At 43.2% G+C, this 16,568-nt stretch carries 10 protein-coding genes and 1 tRNA gene; 8 read left to right on the top strand and 3 right to left on the bottom strand.

All coding sequences use genetic code 11. The annotated features are described in order from the left end of the window. Window positions 1-98 precede the first annotated feature (98 nt). Both ACTQ9S_RS00770 and ACTQ9S_RS00765 read right to left on the bottom strand, forming a co-directional pair. Window positions 99-4,694: a UvrD-helicase domain-containing protein gene (locus ACTQ9S_RS00770; RefSeq protein ID WP_440453277.1), complete on the bottom strand. Its 4,596-nt coding sequence runs from the start codon at window positions 4,692-4,694 to the stop codon at window positions 99-101. 74 nt (window positions 4,695-4,768) lie between these two features. Further along, window positions 4,769-9,283 (bottom strand): exodeoxyribonuclease V subunit gamma, encoded by a 4,515-nt coding sequence (locus ACTQ9S_RS00765; protein WP_440453275.1) that lies wholly within the window; start codon window positions 9,281-9,283, stop codon window positions 4,769-4,771. A 615-nt stretch (window positions 9,284-9,898) separates the two neighbouring features. Between ACTQ9S_RS00765 and ACTQ9S_RS00760 the strand changes: the two genes are divergently transcribed. The 4 genes from ACTQ9S_RS00760 (at window position 9,899) to ACTQ9S_RS00745 (ending at window position 11,996) form a co-directional block, all read left to right on the top strand. Continuing rightward, window positions 9,899-10,414, top strand: coding sequence for a hypothetical protein (locus ACTQ9S_RS00760; RefSeq protein WP_350656379.1), 516 nt, complete (start codon window positions 9,899-9,901; stop codon window positions 10,412-10,414). 201 nt (window positions 10,415-10,615) lie between these two features. Continuing rightward, window positions 10,616-11,323 (top strand): hypothetical protein, encoded by a 708-nt coding sequence (locus ACTQ9S_RS00755; protein WP_227514032.1) that lies wholly within the window; start codon window positions 10,616-10,618, stop codon window positions 11,321-11,323. Between the two features lie 73 nt (window positions 11,324-11,396). Beyond that, window positions 11,397-11,472: transfer RNA gene (locus tag ACTQ9S_RS00750), tRNA-Arg, on the top strand. Between the two features lie 41 nt (window positions 11,473-11,513). Beyond that, window positions 11,514-11,996 carry a RidA family protein gene (locus ACTQ9S_RS00745; RefSeq protein ID WP_440453670.1) on the top strand — a complete coding sequence of 161 codons (483 nt, stop codon included), beginning with the start codon at window positions 11,514-11,516 and terminating at the stop codon, window positions 11,994-11,996. 94 nt (window positions 11,997-12,090) lie between these two features. Here ACTQ9S_RS00745 and ACTQ9S_RS00740 read toward each other — a convergent pair whose 3' ends face one another. After that, window positions 12,091-14,238: a heavy metal translocating P-type ATPase gene (locus ACTQ9S_RS00740; protein WP_440453273.1), complete on the bottom strand. Its 2,148-nt coding sequence runs from the start codon at window positions 14,236-14,238 to the stop codon at window positions 12,091-12,093. Window positions 14,239-14,391: 153 nt separating this feature from the next. On the opposite strand from ACTQ9S_RS00740, the gene cadR reads away from it, so the two are divergent. From cadR to ACTQ9S_RS00720, 4 genes are all read left to right on the top strand, one after another. Further along, window positions 14,392-14,805, top strand: a complete 414-nt coding sequence (cadR, locus tag ACTQ9S_RS00735) for a Cd(II)/Pb(II)-responsive transcriptional regulator (protein WP_068035815.1) — start codon at window positions 14,392-14,394, stop codon at window positions 14,803-14,805. Between the two features lie 303 nt (window positions 14,806-15,108). Beyond that, window positions 15,109-15,372: a hypothetical protein gene (locus tag ACTQ9S_RS00730; protein WP_227514031.1), complete on the top strand. Its 264-nt coding sequence runs from the start codon at window positions 15,109-15,111 to the stop codon at window positions 15,370-15,372. A 51-nt stretch (window positions 15,373-15,423) separates the two neighbouring features. Then, window positions 15,424-15,756 carry a hypothetical protein gene (locus tag ACTQ9S_RS00725; protein WP_440453271.1) on the top strand — a complete coding sequence of 111 codons (333 nt, stop codon included), beginning with the start codon at window positions 15,424-15,426 and terminating at the stop codon, window positions 15,754-15,756. Window positions 15,757-15,836: 80 nt separating this feature from the next. After that, entirely contained in the window at window positions 15,837-16,535 is a 699-nt protein-coding gene (locus ACTQ9S_RS00720; protein ID WP_068035813.1) for a VIT1/CCC1 transporter family protein, read from the top strand. Window positions 16,536-16,568: the final 33 nt, after the last annotated feature.

Genomic DNA, 16,568 nt, shown 5'->3' with positions numbered 1-16,568 from the left:
TATTACTCATGGTATGTTCTTCTCTATATTTATATGATTGATTGCTATAGTAATTTCTATGCATCAAATTTATTATCTAATTCATTTTGTATAGCCTGCTAACTTGACATGCCAAACAATGCATCTAGGGCTTTAATAAAATCAATAGGAATGTCCCAAGTCACCAATCCATAGCGGGCACTGCTTATTGATTTATGCTTTATTGAATTACTGTGCATTAAGTTGCTACCGTCAAGCGTATTAGCATCTTCTGCTTCAATAGCTAACGAGGCAGCTGGATCATATACGCCCCGTAAAAAAACATACTCCACCGCGCCCAAATACTTATCTTCATTGCCTGCATAGTCATTAATCCGCATAGATAAGAATCGATGCAACGCCACCTGATAAATCGCTGCTTGCAACCAATATCCTGCTTTGGACATTGCTTGCTTGAGGGTGTTTTCATTATAATCGCTTAGGCTATTTCCTAAAAAATTACTCTTATAGTCGACGACGTAATACTTGCCAGCATGCTCATACACCAAATCGATCTCACCACGTAAATAACGATACAAATGCGCTTTGTTTTGCGGAACAAGATTGACATGTTTGTCGGTTTCATTAGGCAGGTACTGTTGAAAGAGTCTATTAATATCCTGTGCTTTAAAACGCTCTGACAGCCCCATATTGAACTCTAATTCAGCGAACCTATGACCTGCATCAATAGAGTATAACGGTTGATTAGACGCTAATAGCGGCGTATGTAGCACCTCCTCAATCCAGCCAATGAGAGCTGCATGCTTGCTAGCATCTATCGAGTCAGGATTAAATGAATCAGTCTCAAATGAACTCTCATTACCTTGCTCTTGCTTCTTCGCTTGTAATCGACGGCTTTGGGTTTCAGCACTGCTATACACCAACGGCAGCTGATAGCTACTGATGGCTCTATCGATAACCTGAGACCACTGCGATTTATTATTAAAATCAATTTTTTCAAATATCTCATGCAAAAATGTACCAGCATCGGCACCTTTCACAAAAGTAAAACGAATATCATCCTTTAGCTTGAGACTTAACTCATTGACTTGCTCAGCAGACTCATTATCATTCAGTGATGGCACAACTGAAACCGAAGTTTCGGTCATATCAATATCTATCGCATCATCAATACGCTCATCCATAATAGCCATTGTCTGCGTTGATTCGTCTAGCTGACGGGCTAAGGCCGTAAAACTGGTCTTAGCCCAACCATAAAAGTAATTGATTTTCATAACCTCTGAAAAATCATCATACTTAATAGGCTCGGTTTTGGGCTTAATCGAGGCAAGCGCTCCATTATCCGTTAATGCGCCTGCTTTAGCGGCAGCACAATTAACGTTATAGAAATCATTGACTTTATGCCCTCTAATCATACCTATGGTGCCTTTAAGTCTATCTGGCAACTCAAACTTGGCCTCCTCTGAGTCAAACCAATAACACACTGGTCTGAAGTTACAATCAGTATTTCTATAGGCATCTTTTAATACCACATAAAGCTGCTCACTGGCGCGAGTAAATGCCACATAACCAAGCCGGCGCATCTCATCAAAGCCCTCTTGTGTCTCAATATCGGTATAGTAGCCCTCTGTGGTCGCAGAGCCTTGTACAGGAGAGAATCGGCGCTGATTGCCTGTCGATTGCTGAGCTAGCGCTGACTTATTTTGTTGAATAGCGTCTTGTTGAGTATCATCTTGCTGGCTAGGGTTTTGTTGCGCGTTATAGAGATACAATCCATACTCTTCTTTATTACCTGACTTCCTACTGGCATCGCCCATACCCAGCACATAAACAATGGGAAACTCCAACCCTTTTGATTTATGAATGGTCATCATCTGCACACCAGACTCTGTAGGCAGCGGATACTGCTTAGCCCAATCACTGCTAGGAGCGGTATCTATGTTTTGTCTAAACCAGGCTAGCAGCTCATATTCACCCATGCCGATACCATACTGTGCCAAGATATCCATCACATGACGCAAATCCATAATATGACGCGCGCCTTCTGGATGCGCTGCTAATGCTTGCCAAACGCCTTGCGGCTGCATAGGGCTTTGATCTAACAAGTAATGCATGGCCGATAATATGCCAAAGTGCTGCCAACGCTGTGTGCCTTCTTTTAAATAGCTAATAAAGTCTTGATAGCTTTTCTGATTATCAATGGCTTTTGTATTAACGCTATTTAAATCTACAGCCCCTAACTCATGGTCAGTCATCATGGCTTTGACATTCTTGATACTCAGACCATATAGATGACTGGTCAGCACCCGATTAATCATGTCATGACGATACGGGTATAGCATGGCACTCAGCAGCGCTGCCACATCTTCTGCCATGACGGTTTCAAAGATACTGACATCACTGGTGGTCAAGGTCGGCACATTGAGTTTTACTAGCTCGTCTTCAACCCGTTTTAAATCTTTTTTGGCACGTGCCAGCACGCCGATATCACTCGGCTGAATCGGTTTGCCTTTTAATGTCTGACCACTGCTGAGTAAGGTCGCAATATGACGCGCTGTGATTTCATGCTCATCGTACTCAAGCTCTTTGTCTTTATCATAAGGCAGGTGCAACACACTCACTGGCTGAGCAGAGAGCACGTCATTTACTAAGTCGCTGTTTAGGTCACTGTTTAGTATGTCTGGCTCATTAAACCAAGACAGCTGATTTTCTTCTTTATGTGCTGTAATGTGTTGATAATAAATACCACTACCTAACTGTGCGAGCCTATTCTCATTAGTCACTGGCGCAGGCATACCAAACCAGCAGTTTAGGGCATTAATCACACTGGCGTTTGAACGACGGTTAATATCAAGCGTCCAAAGGCTGCTTTTGTCAAACTGGGCTTTCATATAATTGTAGTTGGCGACATCACCGCCGCGAAACCCATAAATGGCCTGTTTAGGATCACCAACCAATAATAAAAACTCATGGTTGGCTTTATTAGTAGCCTGTTTGTCATTGGCCGACGGTTTACGTTTACGCTTCGGCAGATAGATACTTTCAATCATAATGGCTTGCTCGCCATTGATGTCTTGCGACTCATCAATCAATGCCACTGGATAGTGATGACGAATATAACGTGCCAGCTTCTCTCCTTGCCGACCCGTTAATGCTTGGTTCAAACGTACCATCTGCAAGCTAAATGTGGTCTCACCGTGCTCTTCTAAGATAATCGGTAGCCTGTCACGAACCGCAAGCACGATATGGCGATTTAGATTAGCTAAAATAGTAATGACGTATTCATCAAGCGTCTTACTTTCTTCAATATACCGTTTGAAGTCACGAACTACCTGCAATTCATTAAATATTAAATTAACTCTTTCACCGTCTTTTGGCTTGTAGAACTGTTTGCCTATATCATCAGTCTTCTCAAAAGCTTCGATTAACTTCCCAGTATAAGTTTTTGTGTCTGATATAAACTTGTAAGCGGCGGGACCAGACTCTTCTAACACTTGAATTATTTTCGGCCAAGACTCTCTGTTATTCTGCAATTGTCCTTTGGGAACTTCATAATATTCGCCGTCAGGCTTAAAGAAAGCATCAAGCTCGTCACTGCGCTCAATGATACTGCGGATAAGCCGCTCATAACCCTCAAAAGAAAAATCACTGCTCACAACCTCATTAATCGGCGCAGAGATAAAATTCAGCGACCGAGTCACATAACTTTTATGATCGCCAACCGCCGTCAGCTTACCTTGCTGATCCATCAATGCATACAATTTAGGCTGCTCATGATACAGCCTACTTTGAAACTGACGCAGCTCATCATGAACAATACTGTCAGTCACTTGCTCAATACTGCTGTCTTCAATAATAGCCATGCCTTGCTGATGACCGGTCTCGCTACTGTACTCCTTCAACCATTTTTGCGCCAAACTATCAAGGGTGCCGACAAACAGCTTATCCAAGGTGGTTAATACCAGCGCCGTGCGTCGAATGGCCTCTGTCATTGGATAGCTGTATACATGATCAAGCAAGTAGCCGACCAAATGCAGATTAATAGGGTCTTGCATGATGTCATCTAAGCGCACATATTTAGCCTGAGCGATCAGCCAATCCTCACGATCTTTTTTTGCTTGTGCGCGCTTTTCAGCAGCGGCTTTTTTGTCATGAACGTTGTTATAAACAACGTCTTGATTTAGTTCATCAACATCTGTTTCAGCGTTTGAATCCGTATTTGAGCTATTGACTGCTTGCTTATCCTTATCACTATCAGGTGTCACCTGTAGTATATGCGGATACAAACTCTCTTTATTAGCGGGGTCAGCACTCAGGCTATTCACCCATTGCAGCAGCTGATAAAAATCCACCAAACGATCATGAATGCGCTGACGCATCTCAGCTGCAGCGGCGCGGGTAAAGGTCGTCGCGATAATTTGCTCTGGCGCACGCCGTGCTTCAATCAACAGACGCAGTACAATGCCAGTTAGTGTCCACGTTTTACCCGTACCGGCTGACGCTTCGATAAGATGCCGACCCGTCAATGCAACATCAACCGCTGGTATCACATCCGCCTTATTCTTAGGCTTAGTCATGTCGTCATCCATACACTCACTGTCAGTCATACCCTGATATGTATCAAATGAGTGAGGCGATTCACTCAGGTACTCATCAGATGAGTGTGGCTGGGTAGAAATGTCCATCATGTTAGTGGTGGCGGTAAATTCTGTCATATGGGCGTACACTTTTTATTATTAATTAAGCCAAAGGGCAAAAAACGAACCGTTTTGAATAACCAACTAGCCAGCTAACTATCTAAACCTTGTAGGGCAGTAAACATCGGCTCATACAGCGGCTGTGCTAACGTCGTTAATGCTGCTGATAGGGCTTTAAAGGCGTCTTGATCACGCAGTACATATTGCCAAATAGTATGCTGCGAGCAGGTATCGTATACCGTGTCTACATGATAGTTAGGTCTTAGCCAATCTGAGAAATCTGCGCGTTTTGGCCAATAACTGCCGCTCTCATCTTCACTCTCTGCCGCTTTTGCACACTTATCAAGATAACTGAGCGCATATTCTGGCAATAAGGTAATCGGCACTTGACCGACTAGCTTGCCAAACATCGCCCATTTTATTAGCTCGGCTACGGCATCTTCATACACAATAGGGCTTAGCTTAAAGGCGGTTGTTTTTTCGTACTTTTTGACTTGTGAGCTGAGCTTATTAAAACGCCAAATACTTACGCCATCATTTAGTGCTACTTGCTCGGCAGTAGTGCGTCTGGCAACTTGCCAATACAGATGCGACAACCAAAACTTGATTAAATGCTTAGGGCTAGCAGAATTGGGTAGTATGTTTAACCACTGCTTGGGTGATTGCTCGGCATAGGACACACCTGCCTGTATGTTAGAGCGATGGTTATTAGCATCTATTGCTACTGATGTTGGTACTAATATTGGTACTGAGCCTTTTATCTTAATGAATTGGGGTAATAGCTTGTGCCATATTTCACTATCAGCATGACTTAGCACGGATGCTAGCGCTAGCTGAACGGGGTGCTCGGTGGTTGGGGTCAGTAGCTGCAAACCGCCTATCTCTCTCGCCTCCAATATCTGGGTATCATCCAAGCCATTAGCAATTAGCTGCTCTTTAAATTCCTGACATTGCTGTTGCAGTTTTTGTTGTTGATTGGGCAAGGTCGTTTGGCGCGCCACACCTGCTGGCATGATTTTTTGATACATTAGAATTGGGCTGTCTTGCGTGGCTGTGCTGTCGGTACTGTTATTGGCTGCATCGCTCGCCAACTCATTAATCAAATACTCTTTAATCTGATAAGTCGTCAGATTATCTAGGAATAGCGGCTCTTGATGTGCCATCGCTTCCTCGCCCTGCACCACGTGCACCTTTTGAGTACGCAAAAATGCCTTGGCCGGATGACGCACTTGATACGCCAATACCCCTTCAACGTCTATCTCCCCAATGTTAAATACGGTATCGGCAAGAGACCTTTTAGTAGCATCATCTATATCAGCAGAATCACTGGATACAGCTGTCGCTTCTAGTGACAACATCTCAGCCAATGTAGCTAAGGTTTGATTGTCTACTTGTCCTAACTGACCTAGAGATTGACCAAGCAGCTGAGCGATTGATTCGTACTGTGCTTTGGTAGGCAAGCCAACCAGTTCTGCATGCTCACTAAATGCTCTGCCCTTTAAGGTATGAAACACCGCTTGCCAAAGCGGCGCAGGCGGAAACTGACGTTTTTGCGCAAGCTTGGTTTTGCGCATGGCTTTATTCAAAAGAACATCTAACTCATCTGCATTATCAATAAGTCTGTTGTCTTGAATATTATTTTCAGTGTGGATAGCTGCGCTTTCATTCAAATTGAGCTTAGGAGTGTCAGACGCTTGCTCACAAACATCTGCGTCTTCAATGTCTGTTTCAAACAAACTCTCATGAAACGGCAGTGCAGGATGCTCAGTCAGTAGCCACTGTTTAATCAATTTAGGTAAATAACGCTTAAGGCTCTCGGTGGTAGAGTCAACATTCTCAGGTAATGTGTCTAACGCTTCAAGCGAGTTGACCTGCCACTGCACCTCACCTTGCAAAAACTGTAATAGCTCACTGACTGGGTTGGCTGGCAGGTGCTCGTGGGTGTCCGTCAGACTTTGACCGTTATAAAATATCCAGCAAGCACTGCGCGCGCACAGCAATGCGTCTAAAAACGCACCATTATCATCATCTTCACTGACTCTATCACCGCGGCGGGCATTGGTGGCTTTCATCAAATCGTAGCGATTATCAAGATCACGCCCAGGGAATTCAGAGAGATCCATATTGAGCATCACCACCAAATCAAAAGGCACGTTTCTTAACGCACCAAATCGACCAAAGGTAATCACCCCAGTCGGCTCGGCACTGACCTGCTGACTCTCAAGCTCCGCCTCGATACTGTCCAACATAAAACTCAGCTTTAATGGCAACTGCTCAACGCCTGCCAGCCTTTGCTCTACTTCTTTTTTGTTAGCATTACTGACACTATCGCTACTGGCGTACTGTCTATAGTGACGATTGGCCCTCAGGCTTGACTTAAAGCCATTCATCGCATTATAGATGGCGCGCATCGTACGGGTTTGATCGACATCACCAAAGTAGCGATGAATGACTTGTTTCTCAATCTGATCGAGCCAATCTTCCGCTTTTAGTTTTTGTGTATGATCATCACGGCGAGCAGTCAAACCGGCATAAATACGACAAAGCGCTTCAATAATCATCGCATCATTTAGGCTCACTTGCGGCAGCGGCAAACTCATCTCTGGCAAGGCAGTGCTTGGCCAATCTTCCTGTGCCAAAGGATATAAGCAATCGCTCAAACTGGCCTCTGGCATCACCAGACCCAAGGTTAATCTATCTAGCGCTTGAGCAAAGGTAAATCGGTAGTCATAGTCGTTGCTATCTAGGGTTTGTTTAAGATGCCATTCATCAAAGCCGCGGATAAAGCCTGCCTCTACCAGTAAATCACAGCCCCGGCTCATTTGGTCATGGGTTAAGCCAAAACTTTCATACAGCGGTGGCAGCATCAGCCAGTCCAAAACTTCTGCCGCTTCAAAGCGGGCACTATGACTGCCTAACAGCTTATAAAAACCAATAATAGCTTCCCATAGCTGACGAATATCTGCATCGACAACACCAGTCACCTTTGCTGGCAGGGTTAAACCGTCTTGACCTTTACCGCTGACGAAAATAGAGCTGATCAGCGCATGGTGACGCTCAACATCGGGTAGCAACACGACAATATCGGATATATGGCGTTTTTTCTCACCAGGTGTTAATGGTTCATTCAACCAGCGCCCAATCATGATACGTAGTACTTCAAGTTGACGCTGCAAACTATGACACGAATGAATGCTTAGGCTATTATCTTGCGCAGACATTGCCCAAAAACGCTCCTTCTCAAAGCGTTTATTTTCTAACACTTCATCGTCATACCACGCCGTTTCTTTCTCGTCTTGATCAGAGCCTGTCTCTAATTGCTTGCTGACTGCTTGCGAAACTTTTGCTGCTGTCGCTTGCTGGGTAGACTGCTCATCCAGCATCAACACATCATTTTGCAAACGCCTTAATAAACTTGCGCTATCTTGCACATCTTGAACGCTGTCATCGAAGTCAATACCGAACTCGTCGCTCAAGCCATCATCGCCCTCATTAAAAATATCCTGCCACTCGACGAGTGCATCTTGGTATTGCTCATTACCCGATAAATTAGCAAGCATCGCAAAGGTATCACGTGACTGTTTGCCTAAACGCGATAGCAAACTGTGACCGTAGTCACGTAAAAATACACTTTTAGGGTTAATAATCTGCTGACGCTGTAGCCACGACTTATCAACAATATCCGCCCAAAACAGCTTGGATGGGTTGTAGTGCAGCAGTGTGATATTCATGTATTGTGATAAGCGCTGTAAAAAGTCGAGCTCGGTTTGTGGCAACTGCTGAATGGTAAAAATACGCAGCACTTTTGGCAACTGAGCACGCTCATTCGCCTTGTTGTCTTTTAAGGCTGACCAAAAGGTATCCTCAAGTGCCACACGGTGCTGATGCACATCGGCAAACAAATGCGACCATAAGAAACGCTGCGCGACCTCTAATTCTATATAATGCGCCACCAACCACTCAGGCGTGCCACGCGCATACTTATCGAAGCGCAGGGATAGTGCATCCTTATCCGCTATCAGCGCATCTACATTAAGCGGCTTATTATGTGACCACAGGTCTAACCAGTCCTCACGATGGGTTAAATAACGGTTAAACACCCTAGCCAAATCACTTGCCAGCTGCCAAATACGCGCATCTTGTTGCGCCTTATCCTGTCGTACATTGTCCTGCTGAACTTCCTCTTGCGGCTCATCAATTAAAGACGCCAGCAGTGGATGAACGGGGTGCTTTTCATCAGCGATAATCGCCTCTTGATAGTAGGTCAAATAGCCAAACAATCGCCACTGCATTACCGTTGGTGACAACACTGCCACCTCAGGCACATTTAGGGTTGCCACATCAGGGTCTTGCTCTAACAAATAGGCATTGTGACGGCTCAACACATCCTGCATCAATGTCCACTGATACTGTCCCCAAAACGTCGTCGTCACTAAGGTGCTGATACCCGCTTGGCTTGCAATAGACTTATCTAGCCAATCACCAAGTACCATGGACGGCACAATGACCACAAACTTCTCAAAAACAGGTTGGTTTTTGGACTTATAAGCTGTTAATAACTGTTCAACCAAAATCTCGGTACGGTGGGACTGAATAATCGTAAACATAGACAATAATCTAATTAAAATAAGACAAATAATAAAAACTGTTCGCAATAATAACAGCGATACAACAATGACGTTATAAGAAGTTTTAGTCGGTTAGAAAAGATTTAAAAGGACATAGATGTAGACAATTTAATACTATATAAAGTAATAAAGTTTAAACAGATAAAACAAACGCTGTCTTAACATTATGGCTCTTAGAACATAAAGCAATCATAAGCACAAAGAGCAATATCCATTAATCTATGTTTAGCTGTCGTGCCAGTTATATATTTCTGCTAAGATAGCTGCGTTTGATTGTGAACTACTGCTGACTTTAATGTAATATGACTTGTCAAACGTCAACACCTGTAGTTGTAAGTTTCGAGCTAATATACTGCGAATAGTGTGCCATTGATACTCGCTATTTACTAGTTTATTACTCAAATGCATAATAGCTTGCGACAAATGATGTCGCGTGTTTTGTTAATATTGATAATTAGCTTGATCATCTGAAACTAGAAAATTGCGATTCTACTATAACTAATGATGATTGATGATTGATGATTGATGATTGAGATAACATCTTCATCCAACATCTAAAAACTTTTAACCTTAAAAACGAGATAATTACGTATTATGCCAATGCGTCCCATTGATGCTATCTTTGTTCATCCCGAAAAACGCCTTTATGTCGTTTATTTTCGCGGTGAACTGTGGCAATTACCACGTATGAAAATTGACCATGCCGCTTGGCAACGTCGGCAGCCTTACAATGGCGACGTCAAATCGCTTTATCTCAGTCGTCATCAAGCCATTACTGATCCTATATTGGCACAAAAACTACGCACCCTAAATCTACCTGAGGCTGTACGTGGAAGTACATTGCCTCGATTTGAGGATTGGTGGGAAGTTCATGGCTTTGAATGGTTAAGAGCTTTGCTTCATGATGGTAAATCACCGCTAGCTGCTCATCAATCAAACACAGAAGAGCCAATCTCAGCGGTTCAGTCTTTGGGCAATGACAATGAGGCCACCAACACTGTAAATAACGCAGAAAAGACAGAGCCTATAACGCCACCTGTTGCCGAAGATGATATTTTTGACGATATGCTAGCTGATCTAACCAATGAGGTATTGCATCATCGGCATTAAGTAAAAAATCGAGACAACATTAAAAAAGAAAAAACACTAAAACAATTCAAACAATATCTCAAAACAAAAGATGAGCTGTAACCTATGAAAGACTACAAGCTACTATTAGCTGGGCTAATTTTATTACTACTCGTTATTATAATTGGTATTTTTGCTTGGCTATGGAGTAGTAATCGGAAAAATATGGACCCTCTCCCGATAATGGCAAGTACAAATGGGGAAACATCTACTGTTAATGAGGATGATCCAGAAACAGTCAATACTGCTATCTTGTACGTACAAGCAGAAGATAAACTGCAATCACCTTTGGATGATGTCATTGCTCGTTTTGAATCACGCTATCCTACGGTGCAAATATTTACGCTTTATGTAAATGCTAATAAACTGCTGACTTTGCCAAATACAAGTACTTCTGATGATAATGGTGTCAATAAAAGCTCAGAACTTATTTTTAATACTGACATCATTATGGCTAATGATAAAATCTCTAAAGAGCGCTTAGCACCTCTACAAGCCTTGCTTAAAGAGTCTCAAGCTGAGCGTAATAAAAACTCAATTAATGCTGACCATACAGCTACTAATCAAGCTATAGATAATGACGATGAAAACGCTAAGGCGCCATCTCCAAACGATAATAAGGAAGCGCGTAATTTAGCATCATTTAGTTATGCGCTGAGAGACTCTAAAGCAGTCGACGGGGTTATCTTAACGGAAAACCCTGCTGCGACGAGTTTCCGCAATTTCTTGCTATCTAGTGTGGGACAAGATATTTTGAAACAGCATGATTATGAGAATATTGAAGGTTATAGAAATAATCTACATGACTTATTTAACCCAACATCACGCTCCAAATCAGCATCAAATGAAAGCTCTATACAGGTTGCCGATGCCCTCAGTAACGGAAAGTAGCTACAAACCGTGTTTATTTATCTTTTGCTGATTGCTTTTATGCATGCTTTTTTTTACAATGGCACTCCATAATGCGCCTATAGCTCAACAGGATAGAGCAATTGCCTCCTAAGCGATCGATCCGAGTTCGAGTCTTGGTGGGCGCACCATATCAATATAATACAACAACCCATATTACCTCGTAAGCCTTATACTTCTGTTTGCATTTACCGCAACTCAAGCAAATGCAAATATCAATGACACCGTCACCAGAACCTTTACAAAAAAAGCGATACTAGTAGCTACTGACACTAAAAAAGAATCAACGCTTACGCCTATCTTCTATGGACGTAGTAGTCGATACCCTTTTTCTTCTGCAGTACGCTTAGGCGACACACTATATCTATCAGGGCAGATTGGTTTAAAAGATGGCAAGCTTGTTGAAGGCGGTATAAAGGCTGAGACCAAACAAGCTTTAGATAATGTGAATGCGCTGTTGGTCAAATATGGCTATCAAAAGACAGACCTTGTGAATTGTACGGCAATGCTAGCGGACTTAAGTAAGTTCGGTGAATTTAATGAAGCTTACACAGCGGGATTAAGTAAGCCTTATCCTGGAGGCACTTTACTTGGCAACGATGAACCACTCATACTTGGGGCAAGTGTAGAACTAGAGTGTTCAGCTAGAAAGTAAATTTTTAAGGTATATCGAGCAAAGATAAGCTTAACCTTGTCTATACTCGATATACATTTAGAGTTATTTACTTATTTTTAGGGCAAGTTACCAATCAGCTAACTCCTTTAAAACGCAGTAAACGCAAGGCATTTAGCGTTACTAGCACAGTAGCGCCGGTATCAGCCAATACGGCAATCCAAAGTCCTGTAATGCCGAGCACAGTCGTTATCAGAAATATACCTTTTAAGCCCAATGCAAATATGACGTTTTGATGAATATTTCTCATTGTGGCGCGAGATAAAGCAATAAGGTTAGCAACGTCCATCACGCGGCTTTTTAATAGTGCAATATCAGCCGTTTCGATAGCCACATCCGTGCCACTGCCCATCGCAACGCCAACATCTGCCGTTGCCAAAGCGGGTGCGTCATTGATACCATCACCAATCATCGCTATTTTACTGTTCTCTTGCATCTCGCTGAGTAGACGCAGCTTGTCCTCAGGTAACAGCTCAGCCTTCCATTCTATATCTAACTGACTGGCAAGCGCTTTTGCCGTACGGCTATTATCACCTGTGAGCATGACAGAGCGCACGTTCATATTGTTAAGCTGTGCAATGGCTTGCTGTGCATCCTCTCGCAGCTCATCACGTAGAGCCACCAATCCTAGTGCCTCACCCGTTTGCTCATCGAACAAAATAGAAACCGTCTTACCATCATTTTGTAGCGTCTCAATTTGAACCTGTTGCTCAGGTGACAACACAACTTTCTCAGCGACGTAGACTGATGAGCCAATGGATAAAGTACGTCCAGCGACAGTTGCATAAACTGCTTTACCCGCAGTAGCAGAAGCATTAGAGGCATCAGGTATATTCACCTTAGCTGCTTTGGCATGATCCACAATAGCTTGAGCAAGAGGATGACTAGAAGCGGAATCTACACTCGCAAATAGGGCCAATAACTTGTCTTCACCCTCAGCATCTGTATGCGCTATTGTAAAGCCAATAACATCGGTTACCCGTGGTTTGCCTTCGGTCAAGGTGCCCGTTTTATCAAAAGCGACGGTACTCACTTGACCCACCAACTCCATAACATTACCACCTTTGATAAGCAGTCCATGACGCGCGCCAACAGCCAAACCTGAGGCAATAGCGGCGGGTGTTGATAGTACTAGGGCACAAGGACAGGCAATCAGTAATAGTGCCAAACCACGATACAGCCATGTCGCCCACTCTCCTCCCATCAGCAGCGGTGGAATGATAATAACCAGAGCAGCAAGTGCCATCACTATAGGCGTATAGTAGTGGCTAAAGGTTTCAATAAAACGGGCGGTCGGTGCTTTGGACGCTTGCGCCTGCTCCACCAGCTCAATAATACGTGCAATCGTATTATCCGCAGCCGTTTTTTCCACGCGTACTTGTAGTACGCCATCAACGTTGATGGATCCAGCAAAGACGTCATCGTCTATTGTCTTGGCAACAGGAACAGATTCTCCAGTCACAGGTGACTCATCAAGGCTAGATATACCTTGAAGAATCACACCATCAGCAGAGACTCTATCACCAGGACGCACGAGAACTTTATCGTTAACCTGTAGTGAAGTCGCTGCCACCTGACGTTGTTGTCCTTGCGCATCCAATAAGATGGCAGTCTTTGGTACTAGCGATGATAAAGCTTTGATGCCTGCGCGAGCACGATCAGCGGCGACGCTCTCTAACAGCTCACCAACTGAGAATAAAAAGACCACGGCAGCCGCTTCTTCAGCTTCACCAATGATAAGGGCGCCAATAGCAGCGATAGACATGAGCATTTCAATTGAAAAAGGCGAACCTGCTGACGCCAGTGCAAAAGCTTTGCGAGCAAATGGTAGGACACCGATAGCCACAGCGGCAATAAAAGCCCATGCACCATATTCAGGGAAGATCAAAGACAACACATATGCTGCGCTCATTAAAAGCCCAGTACCAATGACCTGCCTGCCCTTTATGGTTTGCCACCAGCGCAGATCGTCTACCGCTGCTTGACTACCCTCAATGCCTACCTCATTTTCTTGATCAGTTGAAGCTGACACCCCAAACCCTAGGCGCTTAATGGTTTTTTCGATATCTTTGATCTCAGTATTCGTATCAGGCGCTAGGATTAGCTCTAGTTTTTGGGTTGCAAAGTTCAGCTGAACGTCAGAGACACCGGGCATACGTATTAGCGCCCGCTCAATTTTGCCAACACAACTGGCACAGTCCATACCTTCAATATGATATTGCATAATCATTTATCCTCTTATTAAAGGTATTATGAACCCTGTAGTGGCTTCAGGGTCAAGGGTTTTGACAAAAAATCAGTTTGATTCTTTTGTCATCTAACCTTATAGTTACTTTATTGTTTTAGATGATAAAGACCATTATTTGAGGAGATAAAAGTGCTTATCAAAATTGGCGAGCTTGCCACACGTACAGGTGCGACGGTCGAAACTATTCGCTATTATGAGAAAGAAAAGTTATTACCAGAGCCTTTACGCAGCCAAGGCAACTATCGTTTATATAATGAGGGGCATATTGAACGTCTGCAATTTATCCTACACTGTCGTACGCTCGATATGACTTTGGATGAAGTACGAACCCTGCTTCAGTATAGGGATAAACCTGATGAGAACTGCGGTGAGGTCAATGTGCTATTAGATGAGCATATTAAGGCAGTCAAAATACGTATGGAAGAATTGGCGCAATTAAAACAGCATCTGCTTGTTTTGCGGCAAAAATGTGCAAGCGAAGCCCCAGCTGAATCATGCGGGATATTACATGCGCTTGCCGATAATTCTTGCCATCATGGTTGATAGACTATCATCTATTTTACTCAAAGTTTAATAGTAATAAAATGATCTCATTCAATTCAAATTGACAAATTTTGGCGACGCAAACTCTGACTCTTTATACCCTCCATCGAATATTGTCTTTTATTACTCAAATTTTTATTGCCCTCTAAGCTCAGCTTAAGAGCGTGTTATTGTCAGTAAATAAACTGACTATTAAGCGAGGTGTAATGATGGGCCAAAACAATCATAATGATATAACCAACGACGCAAGTGTACCCTTTTTACAACCGTCTAAAACGAAGCAAGTAAGGGTTTGAGATATCCTTGTCAGAATCACCCATTGTGCAGGCGCTATGGACAGTATTTATTTTAAGTGCTGGCATAGTCGGTAGTGTCTATGCTCTTTCGTTGTGGGGAGAAAGCCTATCGCAAATCCTTATGACCACAGATAAGCATTTTTGGTACTCATCACACGCAAGTGGTGTGATTGCCTATGCTTTATTTTGGTTGGCAGTTGTTTTTGGTTTGTTGCTCAGTACGCGCCTATGTCGGTATTTTAATGCTACAAAAGTATTTGCATTACATTAATATTTAAGCTTGCTCGCAGTAGGCTTTTCTACTTTTCATGCGGTTATTCTATTGACTGATAATTATATAAATCTTAATATTTGGCAGGTATTATTACCCCTTGGGTTTCAGACTGACCGTATCGGTGTCGCATTAGAACAATTGGGATTTTGGTTTTTATTCATCAGCGCGTTTAGCTTCTACCTTAAAAAATACATGGGTCAATCAGCATGGCGATGGTTGCATTTTTTAACCTTTTTAGCTTATATGGGCATTTGTATTCATGTGTTTATGGAGGGCTCTGATAGCCGACTGCTAGCGCTATTATTGTTTTATGCGGGTAGTCAGACAGTGGTGTTTTTACTGATTGCCTATCGATTATATGCCTTAAGGCAAGTTAGCTAATCTCTGAGCAATTTACAAGGTAAACTATACTATAGTATTTTTGGTTCATTATTCTTGCTTAGTTATTTTTGAGGTTATTTATGTCTCTTTCTATTCATGATGAAGTGCATTTAAGCAACCGTAGCCAATGGCTCAGAGCAGCAGTGTTAGGTGCAAATGATGGATTAATTTCTACCGCCAGCTTACTAGTTGGTATTGCTGCTGCAAACGCAAATAGCCAAACTTTACTACTGACAGGACTTGCGTCGTTGACTGCGGGTGCCTTGTCAATGGCAGCGGGTGAGTACATTTCAGTATCATCGCAGGCAGACATTGAAAAAGCTGACTTGGAAAAAGAGCAACATGAATTGACGCATAATTCTGAGCGAGAGCTTCTTGAGCTAACAAAAATTTATGAGCAGCGTGGACTTGAGCAAAACTTAGCCCATCAAGTTGCCGTGGCTTTAACTGAGCACGATGCCCTTGAGGCACATGCGCGTGATGAGATAGGTTTGACTGACATAAGTGCAGCAAAGCCGCTTCAAGCCTCCGTTGCCTCTGCCATCTCATTCATAGTAGGCGCCATAGTACCCGTTATTGGTATTCTACTATTGCCAGCAGAGACATTAGTATGGTCGTTGGCCTCGTTGACCATTGTGGGCTTAATTTTGCTTGGTGTAGTATCAGCACGCTTGGGCGGCGCTCCTATTATTCCTGCTACTGCTCGGGTGGTAATATGGGGTGTATTGGCAATGCTAGCAACCTCATTTATTGGCGGGTTGTTTGGCGTAAGCGTTTAGCTCCGGTCTTCTTTACTATAAAGTTCGTTTATG

This window comes from Psychrobacter sp. ASPA161_9 (assembly GCF_051970275.1).
Classification (GTDB): Bacteria; Pseudomonadota; Gammaproteobacteria; order Pseudomonadales; family Moraxellaceae; genus Psychrobacter.
This window is presented reverse-complemented; position numbering and strand designations above follow the sequence as displayed.